The organism is Fibrobacter sp. UWT3 (assembly GCF_900230125.1).
Lineage (GTDB): Bacteria > Fibrobacterota > Fibrobacteria > Fibrobacterales > Fibrobacteraceae > Fibrobacter.
The window spans coordinates 1,711,268-1,731,874 of the sequence record NZ_OCSS01000001.1 but is presented as its reverse complement, the minus strand read 5'-3'; the positions used below and the strand labels follow the sequence as shown (position 1 = coordinate 1,731,874).

The 20,607-nt window shown below is 55.5% G+C and carries 22 protein-coding genes and 1 pseudogene; 16 read left to right on the top strand and 7 right to left on the bottom strand.

The genetic code is table 11. The features are described 5' to 3' along the window. Nucleotides 1-7 precede the first annotated feature (7 nt). The 6 genes from CRO08_RS07500 (at nucleotide 8) to CRO08_RS07475 (ending at nucleotide 6,721) form a co-directional block, all read left to right on the top strand. The gene (locus tag CRO08_RS07500; protein ID WP_097035658.1) at nucleotides 8-739 is read left to right on the top strand and encodes an SDR family NAD(P)-dependent oxidoreductase; all 732 of its coding nucleotides are present in this window, start codon (nucleotides 8-10) and stop codon (nucleotides 737-739) included. Beyond that, a complete protein-coding gene (fabZ, locus tag CRO08_RS07495) occupies nucleotides 736-1,182 on the top strand; it encodes a 3-hydroxyacyl-ACP dehydratase FabZ (protein WP_097035657.1) in 447 nt (148 codons plus the stop codon). Before CRO08_RS07500 ends, fabZ begins: the two co-directional genes overlap by 4 nt. A 60-nt stretch (nucleotides 1,183-1,242) precedes the next feature. Further along, on the top strand, nucleotides 1,243-2,028 hold the full coding sequence (locus CRO08_RS07490; protein WP_255252276.1) for a lysophospholipid acyltransferase family protein: 786 nt from the start codon (nucleotides 1,243-1,245) through the stop codon (nucleotides 2,026-2,028). Nucleotides 2,029-2,039: 11 nt separating this feature from the next. After that, on the top strand, nucleotides 2,040-2,870 hold the full coding sequence (locus tag CRO08_RS07485; protein WP_255252275.1) for a patatin family protein: 831 nt from the start codon (nucleotides 2,040-2,042) through the stop codon (nucleotides 2,868-2,870). A 249-nt stretch (nucleotides 2,871-3,119) separates the two neighbouring features. Beyond that, on the top strand, nucleotides 3,120-4,469 hold the full coding sequence (gene gdhA / locus CRO08_RS07480) for an NADP-specific glutamate dehydrogenase (protein WP_097035655.1): 1,350 nt from the start codon (nucleotides 3,120-3,122) through the stop codon (nucleotides 4,467-4,469). Between the two features lie 257 nt (nucleotides 4,470-4,726). Continuing rightward, complete coding sequence (locus CRO08_RS07475) at nucleotides 4,727-6,721, top strand: bifunctional diguanylate cyclase/phosphodiesterase (protein ID WP_097035654.1); 1,995 nt, start codon at nucleotides 4,727-4,729, stop codon at nucleotides 6,719-6,721. Here the strand turns inward: CRO08_RS07475 and CRO08_RS07470 are convergent. After that, nucleotides 6,718-7,512, bottom strand: a complete 795-nt coding sequence (locus CRO08_RS07470; RefSeq protein WP_097035653.1) for a TatD family hydrolase — start codon at nucleotides 7,510-7,512, stop codon at nucleotides 6,718-6,720. The genes CRO08_RS07475 and CRO08_RS07470 overlap by 4 nt on opposite strands. 58 nt (nucleotides 7,513-7,570) lie before the next feature. After that, nucleotides 7,571-8,041, bottom strand: coding sequence for a transcription elongation factor GreA (gene greA / locus CRO08_RS07465; protein ID WP_097035652.1), 471 nt, complete (start codon nucleotides 8,039-8,041; stop codon nucleotides 7,571-7,573). A gap of 82 nt (nucleotides 8,042-8,123) precedes the next feature. Between greA and CRO08_RS17600 the strand changes: the two are divergent. Both CRO08_RS17600 and CRO08_RS07460 read left to right on the top strand, forming a co-directional pair. Further along, nucleotides 8,124-8,621, top strand: a pseudogene (locus CRO08_RS17600) (DUF2062 domain-containing protein); the annotation flags it as partial. Between the two features lie 99 nt (nucleotides 8,622-8,720). Continuing rightward, nucleotides 8,721-9,965, top strand: a complete 1,245-nt coding sequence (locus CRO08_RS07460) for a DUF1015 domain-containing protein (RefSeq protein WP_369684800.1) — start codon at nucleotides 8,721-8,723, stop codon at nucleotides 9,963-9,965. A gap of 115 nt (nucleotides 9,966-10,080) precedes the next feature. Here CRO08_RS07460 and lexA read toward each other — a convergent pair whose 3' ends face one another. Next, entirely contained in the window at nucleotides 10,081-10,728 is a 648-nt protein-coding gene (gene lexA / locus CRO08_RS07455) for a transcriptional repressor LexA (RefSeq protein WP_072810912.1), read from the bottom strand. Nucleotides 10,729-11,014: 286 nt separating this feature from the next. Beyond that, nucleotides 11,015-12,013, bottom strand: a complete 999-nt coding sequence (locus CRO08_RS07450; RefSeq protein ID WP_097035650.1) for a GNAT family N-acetyltransferase — start codon at nucleotides 12,011-12,013, stop codon at nucleotides 11,015-11,017. 105 nt (nucleotides 12,014-12,118) lie between these two features. Between CRO08_RS07450 and CRO08_RS07445 the strand changes: the two genes are divergently transcribed. From CRO08_RS07445 to CRO08_RS07420, 6 genes are read left to right on the top strand one after another with little or no spacing between them, the layout of a single operon-like run. Then, complete coding sequence (locus tag CRO08_RS07445; RefSeq protein WP_072810907.1) at nucleotides 12,119-12,532, top strand: FdtA/QdtA family cupin domain-containing protein; 414 nt, start codon at nucleotides 12,119-12,121, stop codon at nucleotides 12,530-12,532. After that, nucleotides 12,529-12,963 carry an FdtA/QdtA family cupin domain-containing protein gene (locus tag CRO08_RS07440; protein ID WP_176495086.1) on the top strand — a complete coding sequence of 145 codons (435 nt, stop codon included), beginning with the start codon at nucleotides 12,529-12,531 and terminating at the stop codon, nucleotides 12,961-12,963. Before CRO08_RS07445 ends, CRO08_RS07440 begins: the two co-directional genes overlap by 4 nt. Continuing rightward, nucleotides 12,963-14,156: a DegT/DnrJ/EryC1/StrS aminotransferase family protein gene (locus tag CRO08_RS07435; RefSeq protein ID WP_097035649.1), complete on the top strand. Its 1,194-nt coding sequence runs from the start codon at nucleotides 12,963-12,965 to the stop codon at nucleotides 14,154-14,156. Before CRO08_RS07440 ends, CRO08_RS07435 begins: the two co-directional genes overlap by 1 nt. Beyond that, nucleotides 14,140-14,715: an acyltransferase gene (locus tag CRO08_RS07430; RefSeq protein WP_097035648.1), complete on the top strand. Its 576-nt coding sequence runs from the start codon at nucleotides 14,140-14,142 to the stop codon at nucleotides 14,713-14,715. Before CRO08_RS07435 ends, CRO08_RS07430 begins: the two co-directional genes overlap by 17 nt. Continuing rightward, nucleotides 14,708-15,985, top strand: coding sequence for an O-antigen translocase (locus CRO08_RS07425; protein WP_097035647.1), 1,278 nt, complete (start codon nucleotides 14,708-14,710; stop codon nucleotides 15,983-15,985). The genes CRO08_RS07430 and CRO08_RS07425 overlap by 8 nt, the downstream gene beginning before the upstream one ends. Further along, complete coding sequence (locus tag CRO08_RS07420; protein WP_255252274.1) at nucleotides 15,970-16,935, top strand: glycosyltransferase; 966 nt, start codon at nucleotides 15,970-15,972, stop codon at nucleotides 16,933-16,935. Before CRO08_RS07425 ends, CRO08_RS07420 begins: the two co-directional genes overlap by 16 nt. Before the next feature lie 142 nt (nucleotides 16,936-17,077). Here the strand turns inward: CRO08_RS07420 and CRO08_RS16970 are convergent, their stop codons facing one another. The 3 genes from CRO08_RS16970 to CRO08_RS07405 are packed head-to-tail and all read right to left on the bottom strand — an operon-like array spanning nucleotide 17,078 to nucleotide 19,332. After that, the gene (locus tag CRO08_RS16970) at nucleotides 17,078-17,821 is read right to left on the bottom strand and encodes a glycosyltransferase family 32 protein (RefSeq protein ID WP_176495085.1); all 744 of its coding nucleotides are present in this window, start codon (nucleotides 17,819-17,821) and stop codon (nucleotides 17,078-17,080) included. Further along, entirely contained in the window at nucleotides 17,818-18,825 is a 1,008-nt protein-coding gene (locus CRO08_RS07410) for a glycosyltransferase (protein WP_097035645.1), read from the bottom strand. Before CRO08_RS07410 ends, CRO08_RS16970 begins: the two co-directional genes overlap by 4 nt. 6 nt (nucleotides 18,826-18,831) lie before the next feature. Further along, nucleotides 18,832-19,332 carry a hypothetical protein gene (locus tag CRO08_RS07405; protein ID WP_073114306.1) on the bottom strand — a complete coding sequence of 167 codons (501 nt, stop codon included), beginning with the start codon at nucleotides 19,330-19,332 and terminating at the stop codon, nucleotides 18,832-18,834. A gap of 138 nt (nucleotides 19,333-19,470) precedes the next feature. On the opposite strand from CRO08_RS07405, the gene CRO08_RS07400 reads away from it, so the two are divergent. Then, on the top strand, nucleotides 19,471-20,025 hold the full coding sequence (locus CRO08_RS07400) for a hypothetical protein (protein ID WP_072810893.1): 555 nt from the start codon (nucleotides 19,471-19,473) through the stop codon (nucleotides 20,023-20,025). Nucleotides 20,026-20,037: 12 nt separating this feature from the next. Further along, complete coding sequence (locus tag CRO08_RS07395; RefSeq protein ID WP_097035644.1) at nucleotides 20,038-20,529, top strand: hypothetical protein; 492 nt, start codon at nucleotides 20,038-20,040, stop codon at nucleotides 20,527-20,529. The last annotated feature ends 78 nt before the right edge of the window (nucleotides 20,530-20,607 follow it).

The following is a 20,607-nucleotide window of genomic DNA, read 5'->3' as shown; positions in this document are numbered from 1 at the left end:
CTCAAAAATGAAAGTTGCTCTCGTTACAGGTGCTTCGAAGGGAATCGGCAAGGCTTGTGCCTTGCGCCTTGCCCGTGATGGCTACATGGTCGTGGTGAACTACTCCAGTTCCGACGAGGCCGCGCAGCAGACGCTTGATCAGATCAAGGCCGAGGGCGGTGACGGCATGATTTACAAGGCGAACGTGGCCGACCTCTCGCAGGTGAAGGTCATGGTGCGCGAGGTGTTCAAGGCATACGGCCGTATCGACGTGCTCGTGAACAATGCGGGTATCGTGCGCGACGAATACCTGATGATGATGAACCCCGAAACGCTCGACAAGTGCTTCGACCTGAACGTGAAGGGCTACTTCTACTGCGCCCAGCAGGTTGCGGTGAAGATGTACAAGCAGAAGTCCGGTGTGATTATCAACATGAGCTCCGTTTCCTCCAAGTTTGCGCTCGCTGGCCAGGCCGTTTATAGCGCCACGAAGGGTGCGGTGAACTCCCTGACCCAGACACTCGCGAAGGAACTCGGCGGCTTTGGCATCCGCGTGAACGCCGTGGCTCCGGGCTTTATTGCGACCGAGATGATCGAGGCCATTCCCGAAGAGACCCGCAAGGGCTATGTGGAAAAGATTCCTCTCAAGCGCTTCGGTACCGCAGACGAAGTCGCTAACATCGTGTCTGCGCTTGCGTCTGACCAGTTCGCCTACGTGACGGGCCAGGTGTTCGTGCTCGATGGAGGCCTTTCTCTATGATGAACATTTTTGAAATCAGCGAAAAGATTGCACAGCGCCCGCCGTTCCAGATGATCGAGAAGGTCACGGAACTCGTGCCGAACGAATCGGCAACGGGCATCAAGAACGTGAGCGTGAACGAGCCGTATTTCATGGGGCATTTCCCGGGCACTCCGATTATGCCGGGCGTCCTCATTTGCGAAGCCTGCGCACAGCTCTGCTCCCTCGTTATCGAGAAGCCCGCCGAGGACCTCGAAAAGAACCTCTACGTGCTTTTGAAGATTGACGGATTCAAGTTCGTGAAGCCGGTAATTCCCGGCGACCAGCTCGAAATTACCGTCAACAAGACGAAGGGCGGTGGCGTTCTCGTCGGTTTTGACTGTATCGTGAAGGTGAACGGCAACGTGCACGCGAAGGGTGCTTTGACCTTTACGAGCATTCCCAAGGAATCTTTGGGTAAGTAGTTTTCCCGCTGTCATCCTGAGCGCAGGGCGAAGCCCGTAGTCGAAGGATCTGTAAGTAAAGTGAAAGTAAAGAAGAAAAATTTTCTGTTCGAACTCTTTATGCAGTTCGTCATGGTGGTCGTGATATACACCGTGCGCGTTTACCTGCTGGTGGCGTACCGCCCGAAGATTACTTTTGCGGGTTCGGTCAAGTCCCCGCGGCTCAAGACGCCCTCGGTTATTATCGCGAACCATACCAGCATGTGGGACCCCCTCATGATGCTTGCCATCTTTTTCCACAAGAAGAGCATCGTGGTGGCGAAGGACCAGGTGGAAGACCCGCATTTCAGCTGGGCTTTGACGCGCGTCAAGTGCGTGATTCCCTGCGACCGCTTTAACCTGGATACCGAATGGGCGTTGCTAGCGAAGCGCGAACTCGAAAAGGGGAACAACGTCATTATTTTCCCCGAGGGCAAGTGCCGTTACGATGGCCTGCTGAACGAATTCAAGACGGGTTTTGCTTTCCTTGCGCGCAGTACGGGCGCTCCCGTGCTTTCGGTGGGCCTTGAAGGTGTGTACAAGATAGGGCGCCGCACCCGCATAGTCGTGGGTGAGCCCGAAAAAATCGAGCGCGTGAAGGGCATACCTTCTTCGAAGCATCTGGCCGAACGCAGTGAGTATTTCCGCCAGAAGGTCTGGACGCTCAAGCAGCATGCGCTCGGCGTCGCAGAACCTCCGGTTTTGCCCATTGCGGCAGAAACACCGTCCGAACAGATCCCCACCTTGGTGGCCATGCGCACTAAAGAGCAAAGCTCTAAGTGCTGTCCGCCCGGTCAGGCCGGGGATGACAATAGGGGGAATGCGTGAAGGCGGGGTTGGTGCTGGAAGGAGGCTCGCGCCAGACGATGTTCAGCGCAGGAGTGCTGGACACCTGGTTCGACGAGGGTATAGACTTCAATTACGTTGCGGGCGTTTCCGCCGGTGCGCACGCGGCGGTGAACTTCATTACCCGCCAGCAGGGAAGGCTCAAGTTTATCGTTCTCCCGACCCGCCTGCAAGAGGGCAAAAAATGGGCGAGCAAGTTTATCGGAATCCAGAAGGAATTTCACGCATTGAATTACCTCGCGGCCGACGGCAAGATGCCGCTCGATTTCGAGGCCTACCGGAATTCCAAGATTGAATTCGAAATCGGTCTCACCTGCTGTGAGACCGGCCGCGCCGAGTTCAAGTCCGAAAGGCAAGACAAGAAGCGCCTGCTGGACCTGATTAGCGCGAGCTGCGCCCTCCCGATGATTTTCCCGATGGCATCTCTCGACGGCAAGCACTACGCCGACGGCTGCATTACGGTCCCTATCCCGTATGAGCGCGCCTTCGAGAAGGGCTGCGACAAGGTGGTGGCTGTTTCTACGCATTACCCGGGCGAGGCCGTGACGGATTTCCGCAAGTACCGCGCAATCCTCAACCCGATGTACAAGCGCAAGTACCCCGAACTTTTCCGCGCCCTGATGGTTCGCCTCAAGCGTTACGAGAAGATGTTCGTGCAGATGGAAAAACTCGAGAAGGAGGGGAGGCTGTTCCTGGTTCGCCCCCTCATCGAGTTGTGCGACCAGTTCGATACCGACATGGACAAGATGAACGAGTCCTACGAGCACGGAGTCGAGATGGCGAAACGCCGCATGGACGACCTGAAGGCCTTCCTGGAACTGTAGCTTCTTGTAAAATTTTACTTACAAATGATGACGAAAAGTGGAAACTTACAAAAATGTATGTTTTTGCGTTTCTATGCCATGAAATTTAACGGAAATTCAAACTTTTTAAAACTGACAAAAAAATAACTTACAAAAATGTAAGTTTTTGAAGATTTTTTGCCCGTTTTTCACTATTTGTCATGCCCCTTTGCTATCTTTAATCCCGTTAAAAACATTAACAATCAAAACTCTCAACGGAGATATATTAAAATGGCAATCAAGAATGCTTACCTTCAGAAAGTCTATGACAAGGTCGTCGCCCGTGACCCGGACCAGGCCCTCTTCCATCAGGCTGTTCGTGAATTCCTCGAATCCCTCGACCCCGTTCTCGAACAGGACAAGTCCTGGGAAACCAACGGCGTGATCGACCGCCTCGTCGAACCGGAACGCGTGATCACTTTCCGCGTACCTTGGCTCGACGACAAGGGTAACGTTCAGGTGAACCGTGGCTACCGCGTGCAGTTCAACTCCGCTATCGGTCCTTACAAGGGCGGTATCCGTCTCCGTAACGAAGTTACTCTTTCCATGCTCAAGTTCCTCGGCTTCGAACAGATCTTCAAGAACAGCTTGACCACGCTCCCCATGGGCGGCGGCAAGGGCGGTTCCGACTTCGACCCCAAGGGCAAGAGCGACAACGAAGTGATGCGCTTCTGCCAGTCCTTCATGACTGAACTCTGCAAGCACGTCGGTGCCGACACGGACGTTCCGGCTGGTGACCAGGGTACTGGCGCTCGCGAAATCGGTTACATGTTCGGTCAGTACAAGCGCATCCGCAACGAATTTGTGGGCGTTCTCACCGGTAAGGGCCTCTCCTACGGTGGTTCTCTCGCTCGTACCGAAGCTACCGGTTACGGCCTCTGCTACTTCACTCGCGAAATGCTCAAGGACCTTGCTAACGACTCCTTCCAGGGCAAGACCGTCGTGATTTCCGGTTCCGGTAACGTTGCCCAGTTCGCCTGCCAGAAGGCTACTCAGCTCGGTGGCAAGGTCGTGACCATGTCCGACTCCAACGGTTACATCTACGACCCGAACGGCATCAACCTCGACATCGTTCTCGACCTCAAGAACGTGAAGCGCGCCCGCATTAGCGAATACGCCAAGCTGGTTCCGGGTTCTGAATACCACGAAGGTTCTAAGGGTGTTTGGACGGTCAAGTGCGATATCGCTCTTCCGTGCGCAACCCAGAACGAACTCGACCTCGAAGGTGCCAAGGCCCTTATCGCCAACGGCGTGAAGGCCGTCTGCGAAGGTGCCAACATGCCTTCTACTCCGGAAGCTATCGAAGCCTTCCAGAAGGCCGGCGTTCTCTTTGGACCTGCCAAGGCTGCTAACGCTGGTGGCGTGGCTACCTCCGGTCTCGAAATGTCCCAGAACTCCGAACGTCTCTCCTGGACCTTCGAAGAAGTGGACAAGAAGCTCGAAGGCATCATGAAGAGCATCTACAAGGCCGCTTCCGGTGCCGCTGCCAAGTACGGCGACAAGAAGAACCTCGTGATGGGTGCAAACATCGCCGGCTTCCTCAAGGTTGCCGATGCCATGAAGTGGCAGGGCGCTGTGTAATTGACGCGAAGCGTCATCCTGAGCGACCGCAGGTCGCGAAGGATCCTGACCTGCAAAAAAGTCCTCCGGTCAAAAGCCGGGGGCTTTTTGTATGTGGAGGGAGGGCTAGCCCCATAGGCGCCCTCCCTAGTCGCTTATTCCAAAGTGGAATACTCGCTTTTGGAGCGGTTTTTTGCTTACGAAATTGCTTTAATTCAATTGGGAATAATCTAAATTGCGGTTTTTGAGTTATTTTATGCACATTGGGTGTCATATAGATGAAACTTTTTGACGAACACAAAATCCTCCGTTTTGCGCTCCTGTTCGCGTGCTTTATGTTCGCGGCATTTGTGCCTGATATTCTGCATTTTTCTAAGCATGTGATTGCGTTTGTCCCTTATTTCATGGCAATCGTCTTTATTGCGTACCTTTCCTTGTTCTACACGTTCCCCACAGTAGGTAACCGCAAGAAGATGCGTACCGACGTGGAAATCCCGACGAAGGTGGATACCGAGCCCGTTCGCGATTTCCAGAAGGACCTGCACGAGCAGAGCGAACTCCACCAGATGATGATCGACGTGTCGCACGAGGGCTTCTGGACGTTTAACGTTTCGACGGGGAAGGTGTACTGGTCTAACCGCGTGGCGGAACTGATTGGCGCGAAGGAACTTCTCGAGGACTCGTTCTCGGCGCTCGAGTCTTACGTGATGGAGAGTGACTGGGTCGCGTTCAGGGAAAAGTTCATGAAGGCGCTCGAGACGGGCGAGGACTTTTCCGAGGTGCTCCGGCTTTCTTCGCCGATGAAGGGCAAGCCCGAAGAGATTATGATTGCGGGGCGCCTGCAGATGGATTCCGAAAACAGGCCTATCCGCGTTATCGGTTCCATAACTGCGAGCGACACGTCTGCCATTGCTCGAGAAAAGTACTACTACGCCTACCAGGATGCGCTTACGGGTGTTTATAATCGCAAGTTCTTCCTCGAAAAGCTCAAGGTCGACGTGGACATGGCCGCCCAGAAACCGGGATACACCTTCGGCGTGGCGCTCCTCGACATCGACAGTTTCGGGGCGATAAACGCATCCTATTCCATCAACTTTGGCGATAACGTGTTGCGCGTGGTTGCCGAGCGCATCAAGGCGACCTGCGGCAAGAACGACGTTCTGGCGCGTATCGGGCCCGATGTTTTCGCGGTCATTTTGCACGATATCCAGGGTAGCGAAGTGCGCGAGGACCTGCTTGCGAAGGTGAAGCAGATTCATACGAAAATCAAGGCGCCTATCCAGCTGGACGGTAGCGAACTCTTTGTGAGTGCGTCGATGGCGGTTGTCTTGAATAGTGATGTGGACTGTGTCGAGGATATCCTCGCGAGCGCGAATGCCGTGCTCCGTAACCTGAAGAAAAGCGGGCAGCATGGCGGAATCCAGTTCGTGACGGGCGGCATCCGCGAGAAGGCGATGAAGCTATACAAGCTCGAGTACGAGATTCGCCGAGCCATCCAGGCGCAGGAATTCGTGCTGATGTACCAGCCCATTATAGATATCGCTAGCGGGGACCGGATTGTGGGTTTCGAGGCGCTTGTCCGCTGGAACAATTCCGAGCACGGGATTGTTTCGCCGGCAGAATTCATCCCGCTGGCCGAAGAGACCGGGCTTATTGTGCCGATGGGCGCGCTTATCCTGAAGATGGCGTGCATCCAGACCAAGAAGTGGGTGGATCTGGGGTTCAAGGACATCCGCGTTGCGGTGAACTTCTCGGCAAAGCAGTTTGCGATGGAATCGATGGTCGACGACGTGAAGCGCGTGCTCGCCGAGACGAACCTGAACCCGCGTAACCTGAAACTCGAGATTACCGAGTACACGGCGACCTGCGAGGTGGAGAAGGCGGCGGACATCATGCGCAAACTTTCGTGCATGGGCGTGCAGATTTCCATCGATGACTTTGGCACGGGCTACAGCAGCCTTTCTTACCTGAAGCACTTGCCGGTGCATACGCTCAAGATGGACAAGTCGTTCGTGGACCACGTCGCCGACGACGAGGAAGATGCGGCATTCGCGAAGATGGTTATCGGGATTGCGAAGTCCCTGAATCTGGAGCTGATTGCCGAGGGCGTAGAAACTGAGGAACAGCTGGAATTCCTGCGGAGCGAGGGCTGCCGTAACATTCAGGGATTCTACTTTAGCGTTCCGCTTTCGCCCGAAGATGCGCTTAAGTACATGGAGGCGCACTATGCGGGTGGCGCGGTGCCTGCAGGTGCGGCTGCGCAGATAGCCTAGATTCCGTAACAGCGGCGCGTATTTTCGCGGACTTGCCTGTAGATTTCTTCTACGGGCTTTTCTTTTACTTCTGCAAGTTTGTTTGCAATAAAGGGAATGTAGCCTGAATGGCAGGGCTTGCCCCGGTACGGGATGGGCGCCATGTAGGGGGCGTCCGTTTCGAGGAGCAGGCGGCTATCGGGTACGATGGCCGCGGCGTCGCGCACGTTCTGTGCGTTCTTGAACGTGATGATGCCGGTAAACCCGATGTAGATGTTCGCGTCGAGGGCGAGGAGCGCTTCCGCGAATCCTGGCGTGCCGGTAAAGCAGTGCACGTGGATGTTCTTGTTGCGGAGGTCGGCGCCGCGCAGTACGGCGAGGGCGTCGTCGTCCGCTTCGCGCAGGTGGAGCACGATGGGTTTTCCGCTTGTGAGCGCCAGTTGCAGGTGCCGTTCGAACAGGGCAATCTGCCGCGGGCGCGACTCCGGGTCGTAGTGGTAGTCGAGCCCGAACTCCCCGCAGGCGACACACTTGGGGTGCTTCAGGTATTCGAGCATGCGTGCTTCGTCATCGGGAGTTTCGGTGTCGACGTATTCCGGGTGGATTCCGTATGCGGCGTAGACGTTCGGGTGTTTTTCGGAGAGCTCGCGTGCACGTTCGAAGTCTGCCGGGTCGCATGCCACGTGGATGAACGCCTCGGGCAGCTCGATATTCGGGTCGCCGTCGTCGCGTAGGCGGGCGAGTAGCGCGTCGAAACTTTCTCCGGCGTGGTGCTCGTAGGAATCTATGTGGCAATGCGTGTCAATAAACATGATTGATAATTGATGATGGATGATTGATGATGGATGATTGATGATGGATAATCAATTATCAGTTGTAGGTTACATCCAGGATTTCGTATGTGATGGTTCCGCGGGGGGCCTGAACCTGCGCGGTTTCGCCCTTTTTTTTGCCGACGAGGGCTTCGCCGATGGGTGACTTGAGGCTGATTCTGCCCTGCAGCGGGTCGATTTCCTTTTCGCCGACGATGCTGTACGCCTTTTCGCGCTTGGTCTTCTTGTCGAGCAGCTTCACTGTCGCGCCGAACCGGATGGAGCCGTCCTCGGGTGCAGAAATTTCCACGATTTTTGCTCCGTCGAGGATGCGGTCAAGTTCGCGTAGCCTGCGGTCGATTTCGCGTACGCGCATGCGCCCATAGGTATAGGCCGCATTTTCGCTCCGGTCGCCTTCTGCGGCGGCCGCCTGTACCTGGTTTATCATGGCGGGGCGCTCCACGTACTTGAGCTGTTCCCATTCTGCCTTGTATTTTTCGAATCCTTCCTTTGAAATAACGTGCTTCATACCACAAAAAATAGAATTTCCGTGATTTTCTTTCGTCTTTCGCCTCGCATCTTTCGTCTAATTTCTATCTTTGTGCGCGCTTATGAAACTTCGTCACCATCAACCTGCGCGCAAGCAGGAATCCAAGTACAAGCGGTTGAGCCGTATTTACTACAATCGCATGTTTCCTCGTCGCCAGGATTCCTTGAAGGTCGCGTGGTCTGTATTTATTGGCGTGTTTATTGGCGTGTGGCCGACCATCGGTTTTGCCATTATCCTTACCGTGGCTATCTGTGCGCTGTTCCGCCTGCCGAAGGTTCCGGGTGTCGTGGCCGACTTCGTGGCAAACCCCGTGACCCAGTTCGGCATATTCTACCCCTCGGGCTACTATATCGGTTGCAAGATTGTCGACCCCGACCCGATCAAGTTCGATTTTCTGGGCGAGTTCGAGCGCATGTCTGTCCGCAACTGCCTGGACATTGTCAAGAACCTCTGGGAAAATGCCGCGGGGCACCTGCTCGCCTTCATGATAGGCATTACCATCGTCGCGATGATTACCGGCTTTATCTTCTTCTTCATTGCGTATTTCGTTGTCGGTTACCGCAAGAAGAAGTGGATTGAAGGCAAGACCGGCTATATCCATAACCTCATTTCCGAGGACGAAGTTTTAATCAAGGAATCTCACAAAGGAAAGAAGCCCATGATGCACATCTATCCGTTCAAGGCCCTTCGCCCGGTGAACCCCGCCGAGGCCAAGGACATTTCCGCTCTCCCTTACGACGTGATGAACCGCGCCGAAGCCAAGGCCATGGCCGAAGGGCTCCCGCATTCCTACCTGCGCGTGACCCGTGCGGAACTGGAACTTGACGACAGCGTCGATGCGTACGACCCGAAGGTCTATGCGCATGCCCGTGCGAACCTCGACAAGATGATTGCCGATGGCGTCATTGCGCACGACAAGAAGGACTGCCTGTACGTTTACCGCCAGACGATGAACGGCCGCGAACAGTACGGCCTGGTGTGCACCGTGCCCGCCGCCGACTACTTCAACGGCATTATCAAGAAACACGAACTTACCCGCGCCGACAAGGAAGAAGACCGCCTGCGCCACGTGCTCGACACCAACGCCAATACCGGTCCGGTGTTCCTCACTTACCGCGACAACGGCCAGTTCGACCTTTTCGGTGCCGTTACCAAGCGCAAGCCCGTCTATGACTTCGTGAGCGACGGCGACGGCTTTGGCCACACGGTCTGGATTATCGATGACGATGCCGAGATTGCCGCCATCCGCAAGAGCTTTGAACAGATTCCGGTGAGCTACATTGCCGACGGTCACCACCGCAGTGCCGCCGGAGCCCGCGCTGCAAGCTACCGCGCGGAACAGAACCCGAAGAACACGGGCGAGGAAGAATACAACCGCTACCTGGCCATCCTGTTCCCGAGCACGCAGCTCAAGATTCTGGACTACAACCGCGTGCTGAAGGACCTGAACGGCCGCACGCCGGAGCAGCTCATGGAAGAGTTGAAGCAGGTGTTCGATATCGAGCCTCTCGCCGAGATGCAGCACCCGGCAAAGCAGAACCAGGTGAATATGTACCTGCAGGGCAAGTGGTACGCCTGCACGTTCAAGGACAAGTTCCTCAAGAACCTGGGCCCGGTCGACAGCCTCGACGTGGCACTGCTCCAGAAGCTCGTGCTGAAGCCGATTTTCGACATTGACGACCCGCGTACCTCCAAGCGCATCGACTTCGTCGGTGGCATCCGCGGTCTCGGCGAACTGGTGAAGCGCGTCGACAGCGGTGAATGCGCCTGCGCGTTCGCGATGTACCCGACTACGCTCGACCAGCTCATGAACATCGCCGATGCGGGCGAGATCATGCCGCCGAAGAGCACCTGGTTCGAACCCAAGCTGCGCGACGGCCTGCTGGTCCATACCCTCGACTAGCCCGCTTCGTCACCCTCGACAATCCTATTTCGTCACCCTCGCAAAGGCGAGGGTCTTAAAAAAGCGAAAAACCCTGCCGCACTGGCAGGGTTTTCTGTATAAATGAATTTCTTGCTTAGTTCACCTTGCGCATCACGCCGATGACGCGGCCCGCGATGGAGAAGTCGCTGCCCTTGTTCACGATGATGGGGCGGTACTTCGGGTTGGCGGGCTTGAGCTCGATGTGGTCGTGCTGCGGCTGGTAGTACTTGACGGTGGCCTCGTTGTTGACCTGCGCCACGATGATTTCTCCGCGTTCGGCAGAGCGCTGCTGGCGGGCGAAGATGAGGTCGCCGTCGAAGATGCCGGCGTTGATCATGGAATCGCCCTTGACGCGCAGGGCAAATACGTCGGAACGGCAGGCGAGGAAGTCGCGGTCGATGGTGACCGTTCCTTCGAGGTTTTGTACGGCGAGGATGGGCGTACCCGCGGCCACACGGCCGATAATGGGAATCTCGATGGTGTTGCTCGGTGCGGAATCGGCGGCGGAACCGTCGGTGTCCACAATCTCGATGCCGCGGCTGAGGCGCGGGGAGCGGTTGATGTAGCCCTTCTTGATGAGGGCGGCGAGGATAGAGCGCACGCCGTTTGTCGAGGAAATCTCGAAATGGTTGCCGATTTCGCGGACGGTGGGCGGCATGTGGTTTTCGCGGGAATACTTTTTGATGTATTCGTAGATTTCTTCCTGACGGGTGGTCAGTTCCTTGCGTTTGCTGTTATCCATGATAAACCTCGCATTATGAATTTATATTCCTAAATATAATGCACAATTGGGCAATTGTCAATAGGTTCACTGCACAAAAATGCAACTTTTTACAATTATTTGCCTTTTGGGCTTGTTTTTCGGGTTCTTTGCGCTGTCTGCGCGAGAGTCCGCTGCGTTCAGGACAACTAGCGCTTAGTAACGAAAAATGCCGGGCCTTTGGCTCGGCGTTTGATGCTTTTGAATCCTATCGGTCGCGTTGCTCCCTCCAGGATGACAACTAAGGTCGCGGGGATGACAATTCGGGTTATCCCAGCAGTTCTTCCTTGCTGTAAATCAGGTTCAGCGAGGGCTTTGCACCGAGGGATTCCTTGAACTTGAACAGGGGCAGGTTCAAGGCGCCCCCGGCCATGCCGTTGGATGTTCCCCACGAAAACTTGCTGATGCCGTCTTGGGCTGCCTCGCGCATTACGTTTATGTACATGGCGGTCGTGGGCTGGAACTCGCGGATTTCCTCGTTCGGGGCGATGTATTGCGCGTGGCGTACGTTAGTTTGTTTAAAGTCAAATAGCATCATGCCGGCAACGAACTTTTCTCCATTTGCATGGTCCGCGTCGCGCATCCACAGGGCACGGAACTTTACTTCGTCTGCAATGCGGTTGTGGCGCAGGTCAAGCAGTTCCTCGAGCGTGTGCACGGGTTTTGTGCCGAACTTTGATTCCAGGTTGTTCAGGTGCCTGTAGAATTCGGGCATTTCCGCATCGGTCATTTCGCGGTATTCAAGATTGAAGTTTTGCGACTTGCGGAATACCGAGCGGCATGTCTTTTCGCAGTTCTCGAGCGGGTCCTTGCCTGCCTCCAGCGTGCACACGGCGCTCAGTTCGGAATTGCGCGTGTACCCGCGGTGCTCCAGCACGTATTCCAGGAGTGCTGTCGGTTCCTGCGAGAACAGGCTCGATGTGGGCCGCATCTTCACGCTCCTGCAGAAGCCCTTTAGGTAATTTTCCGCACATTCCATAATGTGCATGACGCGCTCTGCGGTATAGAAGTTCCTGGAAATTACGGGCCCGCCGAAGGTGGAACCCTGGTGCGAAATCCACTGCCCTGCATCGGTAAGAATCCCGGGGAATGCGGCGACAATCGTGCCGCTCGATTCCAGCATGAAGGAGGCGTCCTTGAATCGCCCCTGCGGGTGGTAGTTCAGGAATCGCCTTGTCTGCAAAAAGGTGCCGTTCACCGATTCGCTCATCACGAACCGGTCCCATCGCGCCTCGAGGTGCGAATCGTATGGCAAAACGCTGAACATGCCCTAAAAATACAAAAAAAGCGGTTTGGCAAGGCAAACCCCTCCCGTATATTTCGAAAAATGGAATTTTTAGGTGCATAAAAAATTGTATATTACTTTCGTAATATGCCGAATTTTGAAGAAAAAGCGCAAATCATCCAGCTGCCCAAGTTCCTCGACGAACGCGGGAACTTGAGCTTTTTGGAATCGGGAAAGCATGTCCCGTTCGAAATCCGGCGCACCTACTGGATTTACGACGTGCCGGGCGGTTGCCTGCGCGGAAGCCATGCTTTCAGGACGGAGAAGGAATTCATCGTCGCGCTTTCGGGCAGCTTCGATGTGGTGGTGCACGACGGCGTAGAAGAAAAGCGCTATTCCCTTTCGCGCTCGTACTACGGGCTCTACCTGCCTCCGATGCACTTCAGGACCCTCGACAACTTCTCGACCAATTCGCTTGCGCTAGTCGTCTCTTCGGCGGATTTTTCCGAGGAGGACTACATCCGCGATTTTGACGAGTTTATCCGCGAGGTACGCAAATGAACGAGCAGGATTTGAAGAAAGCCCGCATCGACATGTGCTCGCTCATTGAACTCCCGAGGATAAGTGAGCGTTCGGGTAGCCTTACGCCTATCCAGAATTCGAAGGAAATTCCCTTCGACATCAAGCGTGTTTTTTACCTGTACGATATTCCCGGCGGCGTGACGCGCGGTGGGCATGCCCACAAGGAATGCCACCAGCTGCTGGTCGCGGCGAGCGGTGCTTTCGATATCAAGGTTTCTGATGGCGAGAGCGAGAAGGTTTATCGCCTGGACCGCCCGTACTATGGGCTGCATATTCCGCCCGGAGTCTGGGCTGAGGAACTCGGGTTCTCTTCGGGTTCCATTTGCCTGGTGCTCACTTCGCACGAGTTTGACGAGAGCGACTACTGGCGCGATTACGGCGAATACCTCAAGTTCAAGAAGGAGCGGTAATGAAGATTCCTTTCCTTGACCTGAAACAGGTGAATGCTCCCTACATGGACGCTTTGAAGGACGCTGCCTCGGCGGTCGTGGAATCGGGCTGGTACATCCGCGGTTCCTATTGCGAACGCTTCGAGAAGGAATTTGCCGCCTACTCCGGTTTTGCGCATGGGGTAGGTGTCGGGAACGGGCTCGATGCCCTCACACTGATGCTTCGTGCATCTATTGAACTTGGCCGCCTGGCTCCGGGTAGCGAAATTCTTGTGCCCGCGAATACCTACATCGCGACGGTGCTTGCGGTAAATGCGGCGGGGCTCGTGCCCGTGCTCGTGGAACCTGACGAAAGGACTTTCAATATCGATCCGCAACGGCTTGCGGATGCCTGCACGGAAAAGACGCGCGGGATTCTTGCGGTGCACCTGTATGGGCGCCTGGCTGACATGAAGGCTATTGGCGAGTTTGCCAAGACGCGCGACCTCCTTGTTTTCGAGGATGCTGCGCAGTCGCACGGTGCGCGGTTTAATGCCTGCGTGGAGATGCCCGCCGGTTTGAAAAGCGCTGAAGCGGGTATGAAAAGCGCCGCGGTCGCCTACAGTTTCTACCCGACGAAAAACCTCGGGGCGCTCGGCGATGCGGGCATGGTCTTGACCGACGATGCCGAACTTGCCCGCGTGGTGCGGATGCTCGGCAACTACGGTTCTGAACAGAAGTACGTGAACCGTTACCGTGGAGTCAATTCCCGCCTGGATGAAATTCAGGCAGCGTTCTTGCTCGCGAAACTCCCGCATCTTGATGCGTGGAATGAGCGGAGGCGCGAAATTGCTGCCCGCTACGTGCGCGAGGTGCATAACCCGCTGGTGCGATTGCCCGAAATCCCGGCAGACCTGCGGGAGCACGTGTGGCACGTGTTTACGGTGCGCACGCCTGACCGGCGGGTGCGCGATGCCCTACAAAAGTATCTCGAGGCCCGCGGTATCGGGACGCTCATCTTTTACCCGATTCCTCCGCATTTGCAGCAGGCCTACGCGACTGGGCCGGAGGGCGGCGCAATAAACGGCGCAGTGGACGTTCTTTTGCCCGCGAATCCCAAGTTCCCGATTGCGGAGAAGATGGCCGAGACCGTGTTGAGCATCCCTGTGTCGCAGGTGCTTACGGATGATGATGTCACCGAGATTATAGGAGCGCTGAATGAGTTTGTTTGCTAGAATCATCCGCAAGCTGGTGCGAACCTCGCGCGTGTGCTTCTATAAGTGCATCTCGACCGCGAAGCCCGAAGGCAAGTTCCGTTCCGTCGCGCCTGTGCTCTGTGAAGGGAAGGGGCGTGTGTCTGTGGGCGAGGGCACGGTATTCGGCTTTATGGAAGATGCTGGTTTTTGGACATCGTATGAGTTTTTGAACCCGCGCAACGTTGACTCGAAAATTTCCATCGGCAAAAACTGCCAGATTTGCAACCGGTTCACGGCCGTTTCTGAAGGCGAGGGAATCGAGATAGGCGACAACGTGCTTGTAGGTTCCTCGGTGACTGTCCTCGATAGCGATTTCCACGAGATAGACCCGTCGAGACGCATCGATGGAAACCCGAAAACGGGGAAGGTCGTTATTGGAGACAACGTCTGGATTGGCGACCGCGTGATGATTTTGAAGGGCACAACCATCGGCAAGAATTCCGTTGTCGCGGCAGGTGCCGTTGTTTCGGGCGAGTTCCCGGCAAACGTGGTCATTGGCGGGGTGCCCGCGCGCGTAATACGTGAGATAGGTGGCTGAGTTGGATCGCTCCTCTAAAATTTGGCGGCTGTTTTTCGGCTCGGGTTCGGTGACGCTCTTCAACACGCTCCGTGCCTTCGTTATCAACAAGTTGCTTGCTGTTTTCTTGCCGCCTGCTGCATTCGCGTGCGTGGGCCAGTTCATGAACTGGATGAGCATCGGGCAGGCGACATCGAGCCTTGCCATGCAGAACGGCTGGGTAAGCCTTACCGCACAGAACAAGGATAACCTCAGGAACCTGTACGGCATTTGGCGTGGCGGTTTTCGACTCACGACTTTCGCTACCGTGATAACCTGCGCTCTGGCGGCAATATTCTGTTTCGCCGCCCCGCTCGAGAAACTACTGCCGGGGGTACATCCGCGCCTGGCCCAGGCGGCCATACTCTTTGCGCTCCCGGGAATGCTTGCTGCCAACATCGTCACCATCTGCTCTGCGGTAATGAACGGCCTCGGGCTCGTGAAACGCTGGGCTTTAATCCAGATTGCCGCCTCGCTTTTCCAGATGCTGTGGGTCGCGTTCTTCTTGTACACGGGTCGCCTTTCGGTATTGAGCATCATTGCGACGCAGTCGATTGTCGCGGGTATCTTTGCCGCCCGCGTGGCGTCGCGTGCAGGCTTTAGCCTGGCCAAGTTCCGGCAGTCCGTTCTCGATACGCGCGGGCCGTGGATGTCGTATGCTGTGATGGGCCTCGTGCCGATGATAATTGCCCCGCTGGTACTCATGTTCGTGCGTTCGCTCATTGGGGCGGAACTCGGCTGGAACGCCGCGGGCATTTGGCAGGGCGTCTACAAGATTTCGGACTTCTTTGCCTCCATTTTCTCGGCTATCCTCGGGGTGCTCATACTGCCGCGCATCAGCCGGGAAATGACGCGCGAAGCGTTTCGCAAGGAATTCTACCCGATATTTGCCCGCATGGTGGGCTTTACACTGTTGTTCTGCATTGCGCTCTACTTCGGGCGCGGCCTCGTGGTGGCGATTCTCCTTTCGGGCACGTACGCCCCTGCGGCCGACTACATGCCGGTGCAGTTGCTGGGTGATTTCTTCCGCTCGGGTGCGTGGTGCCTTGGGATGGTGCTGATTGCCCGTCGCGAAACAAAACTGTTTCTTGTAATTGAAGTTGGCGCGAACCTGCTGTTTGCGGGCGGTACCTTTGTGGGTATTCGCCTGTTCGAAATGCACGGCCCGATGTTTGCCTACGCGTTCGAAAACTTCGTGACCTTTGTCGCGCTTGCCGTATCTGTCAGGAGGCTCAAGTGGAATACTCCATAACGAACATGTTTGCCGAGAAGATTGACGAGAACGTGTACGTGAAGGCCTTTGTGCAGGGCTCCGAAACAGAACAGCGCGAACTCCCGCCGCTCGTGTCGGTGCTGATGGCTAGTTACAATCACGAGAAGTTCGTGGAAGCGGCCGTGCGTTCGGTGATGGCGCAGAAGGGTGTCGCTTTTGAACTTATCGTGGTCGATGACGGCAGTACGGACAGTTCTCCCGAGATTCTGGAACGCCTGCGCGATGAACTGCATTTTACCTACGTGCATCGCCCTAACAAGGGCGTGGTGGCGACGATGAACGAGCTTGTCTCGATGGCGCGCGGCAAGTATTTCTGCTCGTTCGCCTCCGACGACATGATGCCCGCGGGCAGGCTCGAAAAGCAGAGCGCCTATCTGGAATCGCACCCCGAAGACCCGCTGTGCTTTGGCCAGATTGTGCTGATGGACAAGGACGGCAACCACGGCGAGGAATGCGACCCGCGGTACACGCGCTCCATTCCGCGTGTGACCTTCGACGAGTTCTTTATGGGCAAGAAGGAGGTGCACGGCTGTTCCGAGATGATTCGGCTCGACTTTTTCCGCGAGCACGGTGCCTACGATGCGGAATTCCCGTTCGAGGATTTTCCGCAGTGGCTCAAGTTCTTCAAGATTTGCGGTTCGCTGCCCGTTTTGCCCGTGAAGTGCTGCTATTACCGCCAGCACGGCAACAACATGTCGCTCGACAACACGCTCATGTACGGAACCTTCTTGAAGGTGCTGGCCCGCTATAGTGACCACCCGCGTTACAGGGAGGCGGTGAACATCTGGAAATCGCACTGGTTCTCGATGCTGGCCTACCGCGACAAGAAGGATGCTCTCCGCAAGCTCCCGCAGTTATGGTCGTTCTCGCTGCCGTTTTTGAAGCGGTTCCCCAAGCTGTTTATCCCGCGCTTTTTGCTAAAAAAATAATTCTTGTATCCCTAATTTTTTTGCACCGTCAGGTGCGCATGCTCTAACACGCTGATATGATGTTTAATAAGGGCACGGCGTGTTTGAGCGTGTTGGGAGGGTCTTAGGGAGGGGCCGTCGTACGAGCCCCTCCCTAGTCTCATTATTTAAGAATTTTTTTGATAGTCCCGCGCAACCCGAGTGTCGTGAGGTTTGTCCACAGCGAAAGCGGGTACGCGAGAATTTTTGCCAGCGGGCGGGGGAAGGTGGCAAATAGCCATTGCCTGCGGCGGATTCCCCTGCGCACGGATTCAGGTCGCCAGGCGCTATCGAAGTGGTGGATGCAGTAGGTTTCCTCTGTCGCTCTCACCTTCCCGTCGATGTAGCTCTTGGGCGAGAACGCGCTCTCGGGCAGAATCTCGATTCCGGTAAACGGCGCGAATGCGTCTGCAAGGATTTTCGGGAGCACCATGTCGTCTACGTCGCTCTCCGAGTACGTGAATTCGCATGACTTGTAATAATCCAGCGCCGCCTTTATGGGTGCAAAACCTGCCTCGCATCCCATGACGGCGGCTTCAATCCTGCGGGAACCGTTCTCGTACCCGAATGCGTTCGGGCGGTTCAACAGCGGTTCAATCGGGCGCAGGACTTCTACGTCGGTATCGAGATAGAACCCGCCTTCCGTGTAGAGTGCGTGCAGTCGCACTGCATCGGCGGCAAATGCCCAGCGCTTTTGCTCAAGGGCTCCGGTAACCCACGGGATTCCCGTGGCGCGCGCTTTCTCGGCATTCCAGTGGACAAGTTCAAAGTCAGGGAGAAACTTGTGCCAGCTGTCTATACAACGTTGTATGTTCTCCGGGAAGGGCTCTCCCGAAAACCAGCAGAAGTGTATCTTCTTCGGGATCATCCGTGCCTCCGTAGCGCCTTCACGAGCGTTGCCCTGCCGGCGAAAGAAATTAGGGCGGCCGCCTTGTTCCGGCAGCGTGTCCGCGGGTTGAGCAATGCACCCAGTCGCAATTCCCGGATGTGCTTCCACGCGCGGTCGCGGTAGTCTGCGAATTCGGGCGTATCGCCCGTGCGCATCAAGATGCTGCAGCTTGCGCTGAAGAGGTTGCTCCGTGCCGCCCTTCCGAGCAGAGCGCCCTTGCCTGCGACCAGGCTGCATACCGCTTCTGCAATGTCCAAAAGTTCTGCCTTCTTGCGGCTGTATGCGGTTGCGAGAATGCTTGCGGAATGCCTGCGGTTCATGTAGAGCGGCTCGGGCACGAATGCGATGCGCCCCGCATCCAGGAATACCTGCGGGATGGTTGCCATATCCTCGAAATACTTGCCTGCGGGGAATCGGCGCGTTTTCCAGAGGCGTGTCGCATAGAGTTTGTTCCATGCAGAATAGTCTGGCCTGTCGTTCTGGTACAGCGCGTTCGCGAGCGCTTCGGCGGGGGAGAGCGTCGCGCACCGTTTAATACCGGCGGACATCTCGCTTCCGGCGGGCATCCCGATACCGGAATCCGCGAACTTCCCGTTGCCTGCGACTAGATTGCCTTCTCCAAAGAAATGCTTGGCACAGCATGCGATGTCTGCGCCTGTTGACCTTGCGGCATCGAGCAATGCCTGCAAAAAATTCGGGGCGAGCATGTCGTCGCTGTCCACGAAAGTAATCCAGTCGCCCTGAGCGACATCGATTCCTGCGTTCCTTGCTTCCGAAAGGCCCTTGTTCTCCTGGCTTACGATGCGGAAACGAGAATCATCCCTGGCGAATTCTTTGGCAATGCCTGCACTCCCGTCCGTAGAGCCGTCATCGACAATGATGGCCTCGAAATCCCGGCAGGTCTGCCCGTGAATGCTCGCAAGGCAGTCCGCGATATACGACTCCGTGTTATAGACCGGGATGACTACACTGATTGCGGGCATATGGCCTTAGACCTTACTAGCAATTTCCATCCAGCCGGCCTGCACGAACGCTCCGGCCCGGACCAAGTCCGCTTGTTCTTTTTCGTAGGTTTTCAAAAGTTCGTTGTAGCCCTTCGAATCGCGCACCAGTTTTGCCTCGTGGTGGATTTTCTTGTAGAGCATGTCCTGCTTCCACTGCGCGATGTCTGCAAGCCCTACGCAGCTCTTGTCCAGCGCCTCGAGGTAGGCAGGTACTGCGTCCAAAAACGATTTCTCGAAACTTTCGGCCTTTTCCTTTGCCACTATAACCAGGTTCTGCTGCGCGATGATGTTCTTGCGGATTTCGCTCATCAGGCGCACGATGCGTTCGTAGTCGACCTGCGGCCAAATGCGGTTGAACGGCCACATCTTTTTCCAGTGGAACTTGAAAATGGATTCGTGTGCGGCGTTCTTTGCCCGCAGGAATTCCTTCAGGTTTTCGAAAATAATCTGCGATGGCAGCTTTTTTTGTTCGTTTGTATCACTCATTCTGCAAAAAATATACAAAAAACCGCGTTCTTTGCTTTTTTTTGCCGTTTTAGGTGCAAATTTTTCTATAAATTTGCTTGCTTTTTTCAAATTAAGTATTATTTTCTTATTAAAACCATTCCATTCGAAGGATTTTATATGAACATGAAAAAATTCAAGATTTTGGCCATTGTCGATGCTGTGCTCATCGTGGCTCTTGTCGTCTTGATGTTTACGCTCAAGGGTAAGTACAACGACCAGGCGCAGGCATCCGTCAAGGAACAGGTCGGTAACTACAAGGCTACCGTGAACGCTGCCCTGCAGGACCAGTGGAAGTCCATGGACCAGTACGGCATGGCGTGGAAGCTCGTTTATGCGACGCTCACCGGCCCCAAGACCGAAGCCGCTTTCGATGCCAACGTCCAGAAGATTTTTGACGACAAGGATGCCCGCTTCAAGCAGATTTCGTACATGTACACCGCCGCAAGCATTCCGGCCCAGGTGCAGAACGATATCGCCGCTGTCGGCCTTGCCGAACAGTTCCTCCTCAAGAACGAGGGTGGCGTGAAGGAAATTGCCTGCGGCAAGAACTGCGTGGCGACCTTCAAGTTCGTGAAGGGCAAGCTCAAGGATTCCGATTACAAGGCTCTTGTCGAATACAAGTTTGCCGAAAACTTCAGCATCGAAGCCCCCAAGGCGTTCAAGTTTGAATAAGGAGAAGTGAAAATGAATATCAAGAACATTTCGATTGTCCTCACCATTCTCCTTGTGGCTATCGCCGCGACGGTCCTTATGCAGAAGGGCAACTACGTAAGCCAGGCAACGGAACACTACACCAAGACTACCGAAGCCTCGTTCAACGGTGGCAAGAAGATTCTCGAGTACGTGAACAACTCGGCCGACGTGAACAAGCTCGTGTGGGCTATGGCCTGTGAGGCAAGCCAGACGGCCAAGACTTCGCCGGATTTGGCCAAGCTCGAAGCCAAGTACTTCCCGACAACGAAGGGCTCGAACAGCATCGCGAACAAGACCCGCCGTTTCGAGGCTACCAGCGCCTACTTCATTGTCTCTTCCTTCGACAAGGTGGATGTGGACAAGAAGACTGACCTCAAGACTCTCTCGGGCCTCAAGTCTATTGACGTGAGTGCGCTCCTCGGTGAGGCTGTTGCTGCCGAAGAAATCCCCGAAGACGAAGAAGAGGAAGAAGTCGAGGAATAACCTTAACTCTTTGACTTTCAACGAGTTAGAAAAAAGCTTAAAACGACCCGCTCTCCGGGCCGTTTTTTATTGTCTTTG

What these genes read in the sequence shown, in the direction of transcription:
- CRO08_RS07500 (WP_097035658.1), top strand. Translation starts at nt 8, where the DNA reads ATGAAAGTTGCTCTCGTTACAGGTGCTTCGAAGGGAATCGGCAAGGCT.
- fabZ (WP_097035657.1), top strand. Translation starts at nt 736, where the DNA reads ATGATGAACATTTTTGAAATCAGCGAAAAGATTGCACAGCGCCCGCCG.
- gdhA (WP_097035655.1), top strand. Translation starts at nt 3,120, where the DNA reads ATGGCAATCAAGAATGCTTACCTTCAGAAAGTCTATGACAAGGTCGTC.
- CRO08_RS07475 (WP_097035654.1), top strand. Translation starts at nt 4,727, where the DNA reads ATGAAACTTTTTGACGAACACAAAATCCTCCGTTTTGCGCTCCTGTTC.
- CRO08_RS07470 (WP_097035653.1), bottom strand. Translation starts at nt 7,512, where the DNA reads ATGTTTATTGACACGCATTGCCACATAGATTCCTACGAGCACCACGCC.
- greA (WP_097035652.1), bottom strand. Translation starts at nt 8,041, where the DNA reads ATGAAGCACGTTATTTCAAAGGAAGGATTCGAAAAATACAAGGCAGAA.
- CRO08_RS07460 (WP_369684800.1), top strand. Translation starts at nt 8,721, where the DNA reads ATGATGCACATCTATCCGTTCAAGGCCCTTCGCCCGGTGAACCCCGCC.
- lexA (WP_072810912.1), bottom strand. Translation starts at nt 10,728, where the DNA reads ATGGATAACAGCAAACGCAAGGAACTGACCACCCGTCAGGAAGAAATC.
- CRO08_RS07450 (WP_097035650.1), bottom strand. Translation starts at nt 12,013, where the DNA reads ATGTTCAGCGTTTTGCCATACGATTCGCACCTCGAGGCGCGATGGGAC.
- CRO08_RS07445 (WP_072810907.1), top strand. Translation starts at nt 12,119, where the DNA reads ATGCCGAATTTTGAAGAAAAAGCGCAAATCATCCAGCTGCCCAAGTTC.
- CRO08_RS07440 (WP_176495086.1), top strand. Translation starts at nt 12,529, where the DNA reads ATGAACGAGCAGGATTTGAAGAAAGCCCGCATCGACATGTGCTCGCTC.
- CRO08_RS07435 (WP_097035649.1), top strand. Translation starts at nt 12,963, where the DNA reads ATGAAGATTCCTTTCCTTGACCTGAAACAGGTGAATGCTCCCTACATG.
- CRO08_RS07430 (WP_097035648.1), top strand. Translation starts at nt 14,140, where the DNA reads ATGAGTTTGTTTGCTAGAATCATCCGCAAGCTGGTGCGAACCTCGCGC.
- CRO08_RS16970 (WP_176495085.1), bottom strand. Translation starts at nt 17,821, where the DNA reads ATGATCCCGAAGAAGATACACTTCTGCTGGTTTTCGGGAGAGCCCTTC.
- CRO08_RS07410 (WP_097035645.1), bottom strand. Translation starts at nt 18,825, where the DNA reads ATGCCCGCAATCAGTGTAGTCATCCCGGTCTATAACACGGAGTCGTAT.
- CRO08_RS07405 (WP_073114306.1), bottom strand. Translation starts at nt 19,332, where the DNA reads ATGAGTGATACAAACGAACAAAAAAAGCTGCCATCGCAGATTATTTTC.
- CRO08_RS07400 (WP_072810893.1), top strand. Translation starts at nt 19,471, where the DNA reads ATGAACATGAAAAAATTCAAGATTTTGGCCATTGTCGATGCTGTGCTC.
- CRO08_RS07395 (WP_097035644.1), top strand. Translation starts at nt 20,038, where the DNA reads ATGAATATCAAGAACATTTCGATTGTCCTCACCATTCTCCTTGTGGCT.